At 69.6% G+C, this 4,591-nt stretch carries 2 protein-coding genes; both read left to right on the top strand.

What is annotated here, in order from left to right:
• Positions 1–3,291: M28 family peptidase (locus ACWGIG_RS37155; RefSeq protein ID WP_453326135.1), on the top strand; the 3,291-nt coding region annotated here is incomplete at its 5' end.
• Positions 3,292–3,437: 146 nt separating this feature from the next.
• The gene (locus tag ACWGIG_RS37150) at positions 3,438–4,493 is read left to right on the top strand and encodes a YncE family protein (protein ID WP_453326134.1); all 1,056 of its coding nucleotides are present in this window, start codon (positions 3,438–3,440) and stop codon (positions 4,491–4,493) included.
• Positions 4,494–4,591 lie beyond the last annotated feature (98 nt).

Here is a 4,591-nt window from a genome sequence, read left to right as displayed (position 1 = left end):
GTCACGCCCTGGGTGAAGGACCTGTACTCGGTGGCGTACGAGCGAAGATACCGGGGCCTTCCGGTGGTCGGCGGCGACGCGGTCGTCCTCGCGGACGGCGAGGGGAACGTACGCTCCCTCCAGTCGGCTTCGCAGACCCGCATCGACGTGGCGATCCAGCCCTCGGTCGGCGCGAAGCGGGCCGAGGCCCTCTCGCGCGCGAAGCAGGCGAAGACCGACAAGGTGACGGACAGCCGGCTCGTCGTCAAGATCAAGGACGGCAAGCAAGTACTCGCCTGGGAAACGGTACTGACCGGGCGTCAGGCCAAAGCGCCGAGCAAGCTGCACGTCTTCGTCGACGCGCGGACCGGCAAGGTCGTCGACAGTTACGACGAGGTGGTCGCGGGCACCGGCAACAGCAAGTGGAACGGTCCCAACCCGCTCACGATCAGCACCACCGCCTCGGGCTCCACCTACTCCCTGCGCGACCCGATCCGCGCCGGTCTGAGCTGCGCGGACTACAGCACGGGCACGGTCTTCTCGAAGTCGACGGACTCCTGGGGCACGGGCAACCCCACCTCCAAGGAGACCGGCTGCGTCGACCTGATGTTCGGCGCGCAGAAGCAGTGGGACATGCTCGACCAGTGGCTGGGCCGCAGCGGCATGAACGGGCAGGGCCGCGCCTTCCCCGCCAAGGTCGGTCTGAACCAGCTCAACGCGTACTGGGACGGCAGCTCCGTCACCATCGGCCGCAACAGCGCCAACGAGTGGATAGCAGGCGTCGACGTCGTCGCCCACGAGTACGGACACGCCATCGACTCCACCACCCCGGGCGGCACCGGCGGCCAGGAGTCCGGACTCGGCGAGGCCACCGGTGACATCTTCGGCGCGCTGACCGAGGCGTACATCAACCAGCCCGCCCCGTACGACATTCCGGACTACACCGTCGGCGAGATGATCAATCTCCAGGGCCGCGGGCCGATCCGGAACATGTACAACCCGCCGGCCGTGAACAACGACCCGGCCTGCTACAGCTCCGCGATCCCCGGCACCGAGACGCACGCCGCCGCGGGCCCGATGAACCACTGGTTCTACCTGCTCGCCGAGGGCACCAACCCGGGCGGCGGCAAGCCCAGCTCCAGCACCTGCAACCAGACCACGCTGACCGGCGTCGGCATCCAGAACGCAGGAAAGATCTTCTACGGCGGAATGCTGCTCAAGACCAGCAGCATGTCGTACAAGAAGTACCGTACGGCGACGCTGAATTCGGCCAAGAACCTGGACCTGGCCACCTGCAACCTGTTCAACAAGACGAAGGCCGCGTGGGACGCGATCAGCGTGCCCGCCCAGGCCGGTGACCCGACCTGCACGCCGAGCGGTCAGAACAACGACTTCTCGATGGCGCTCAACCCGGCGTCCGGCACCGTCCAGCAGGGCGCGTCGGTCACCACGTCGGTGGTCACCAACACCACGACCGGCACCGCCCAGTCGGTGGCACTGACCGCGAGCGGCCTGCCCGCCGGGGTCTCCGCGACCTTCAGCCCGGCGACCGTGCAGTCCGGCCAGTCCTCGGTGCTGACGCTGTCCGCGACCGCGAACGCGGCGCCCGGCGCGTCCACGATCACCGTCAAGGGCCAGGGCACCACGCTCTCCCACACGGTCGACTACGCACTCAACGTCGGCGGCACCCAGCCGCCCACCGACCCGCCGAACATCAGCGTCGACAACGTCCGCGCGCACCTCACCCAGTTCGGCACGATCGCCTCGCAGAACGGCGGCAACCGCCGTGCGGGCAGCGCCGGTTACACCCAGTCCCTGGCCTACGTGAAGGGCAAACTGCAGGCCGCCGGGTACACGGTGACCGAGCAGACGTGCACCACCTGCACATACCCCTCGAACAACCTGATCGCCGACTGGCCCGGCGGCCCCGAGGACCAGACGGTCATGTTCGGCGCGCACCTGGACGGCGTCTCCGCGGGCCCCGGCATCAACGACAACGCCTCAGGATCGGCGACACTCCTGGAGAACGCGCTGGTCCTCGCGCAGAAGAACCCGACGATGACCAAGCACGTCCGCTTCGCCTGGTGGACCGACGAGGAGCAGGGCCTCAACGGCTCCGAGTTCTACGTCAACCGGCTGACGGCGGCCCAGCGTTCAGCCGTCAAGGGCTACTACAACTTCGACATGGTCGGCTCGACCAACGCCGGCTACTTCATCAACAACGTCAACTCCACCACCGCCGCACCCCTGAAGGCCTACTGGACCTCGCTGAACCTCGCACCCGAGGAGAACGTCGAGGGCCAGGGCCGCAGTGACGACGCCTCCTTCCAGGCGGTCGGCATCCCGACCTCCGGCTACGCGGCCGGGGCGAGCGCCCGCAAGACCGCCGCACAGGCGCAGAAGTGGGGCGGCACGGCGAACACCGCGTACGACTCCTGCTACCACAGCGCCTGCGACACCACGAACAACATCAACGCCACAGTCCTGGACCGCAGCGCCGACGGCGTCGCGTACGGCATCTGGAAGACGTCGGTGGGCACCGGCACTCCGACCCAGGACTTCTCGGTCGGCGTCAGCCCGGCCGCGGGCAGCGCCAACCCGGGCGGCTCCACCACCGCGACGGTCAACACCCAGACGGTGAGCGGCAGTCCGCAGCAGGTCGCGCTGACGGTCGCCGGTGCACCGGCGGGCGTCACCGCCACGCTCTCCCCGACCTCGGTCCAGTCCGGCAGCTCCTCGACGCTGTCCGTGGCAGTCGGCGCGAGCACGGCCGCGGGGACGTACACCCTGACCGTCACCGGCACCGGCACGACCTCCCACAGCACCACGTACACCCTGACCGTCGGCGGCTCCACCGGCTGCACGCCGCGCCAGCTCGTCACCAACGGCGGTTTCGAGAGCGGGAGTTCGGGGTGGACGGCGTCCGAGGGCGTCATCACCACCCAGGCGGGCCAGCCGCCGCACGGCGGCAGCTACAAGGCGTGGCTGAACGGCTGGGGCTCCACCCACACCGACAGCGCCGCCCAGACGCTGACCATCCCGGCGGGCTGCGCCTCGTACAAGCTCTCCTTCTTCCTCCACATCGACACGGACGAGAACGAGAACGTCGTGTACGACCGCTTCACCGTCCAGGTCGGCAACCAGACGCTCCAGACCTTCTCCAACCTGGACGCCAACTCCGGCTACGCACAGAAGACCTACGACCTCGCGCAGTTCGCGGGTCAGACCGTCTCGCTGAAGTTCAACGGCACGGAGGACCAGTCCCTCCAGACGTCGTACGTGGTGGACGACGTCACGGTGCAGGTGAACTGAGACCTGCCCGGCCCCCACCCGAGCGATTGCCCTCCCGATGGTGAAGTCGGGAGGGCAACCGCTTTCCACTTAGGCAAGCCTAAGCTAAGTTAACTCCTGTCCGCCTCTCACCCGGAGGCACCTGACGTATCGGAGATTGACTCGGCATGACCACCACCACCCGCCGCTTCCGTCGCACCGCCGCCACCGCCGTCGCCCTCGCCGCGGGCTCCTCCCTCGCGCTGACCGGCACGGCGTCCGCACAGGCCAAGCCCGCCGCCGGTTCGACCGTCACCTCCGCCCAACTCACGGCGGGCCTCTACCAGTCCTCGTACTCCGAGCGGAACCACGTCCTGTGGGCGACCGCCGCCGTGGGCCGCCCGCCGGTCACCAAGTCCTCGCTGATGAAGGTCGATCCGTACTCGCTGAAGGTGAAGGCCACGTACACCCCGCCGGTCACCGATGCCGCCACGGGCGCCGTCGAGGCCGTGTACGGCGTGGCGGTGGACGACGAGCACAACACCGTCTGGACGACCAACACCCGCAACAACTCCGTGGCCGTCTACAGCCAGCGCGACGGCAAGCACCTGGCGAGCCTGCCGGGCGTGAACCACGCCCGCGAGATCGTCGTCGACGAGCGGCGCGACACGGTGTGGGCGAGCGGCTTCGGCGACGGCACGCTGGTCGCCTTCGACAGCCGTACGCTCAAGGAGAAGAAGCGCGTCACGGTCGCGGGCACCCAGCCCACCGGTCTCGCCCTGAACAAGCGCACGGGCACCGTCTACGCCGCCGACCTGGGCGGCGACCGGATCGTCGAGGTCTCCCCGTACGCCAAGGAGGCGCGCTTCCTCCCGGCCGGCGACGGCCCGATCTCGGTGGCGCTCTCCCCCGACGGCCGGACCGCCTACACCGCCAACCAGGCCGCGGGCACCCTCTCCGTCGTCGACGTCCGCGAGGGCGCCGTCACGAAGACCGTCCCGACCGGGGCGGGCGCGCTCTCCGTCGCCGTGGACGCCCGTTCGGGCCGCGTGCTGGTGGCCAACCGTACGGCCGGCAACGTCACGGTCGTCGACCCGCGCAAGGGCGCGGTCGTCGAGACCCTGGCCACCGGCGCCAACCCGAACCACATCACGGTGGCGCGCGGCACCGCCTACGTGGTGGACAAGTCGGCCGTCGGCGCCGAGCGCCAGGACCAGGCGCACCGGATCCGCATCGGCCGCTGAACCACCGGCCGGCGTATCTGCTGAACCTGCCTTACGGGAGCCGGGGCCGCGGCCCCGGCCTCCCCGCTCCGGCTCAAGTCCCGGCTCCCGTACGGCAC

Source organism: Streptomyces sp. NPDC054863, assembly GCF_053610825.1.
This window is presented reverse-complemented; position numbering and strand designations above follow the sequence as displayed.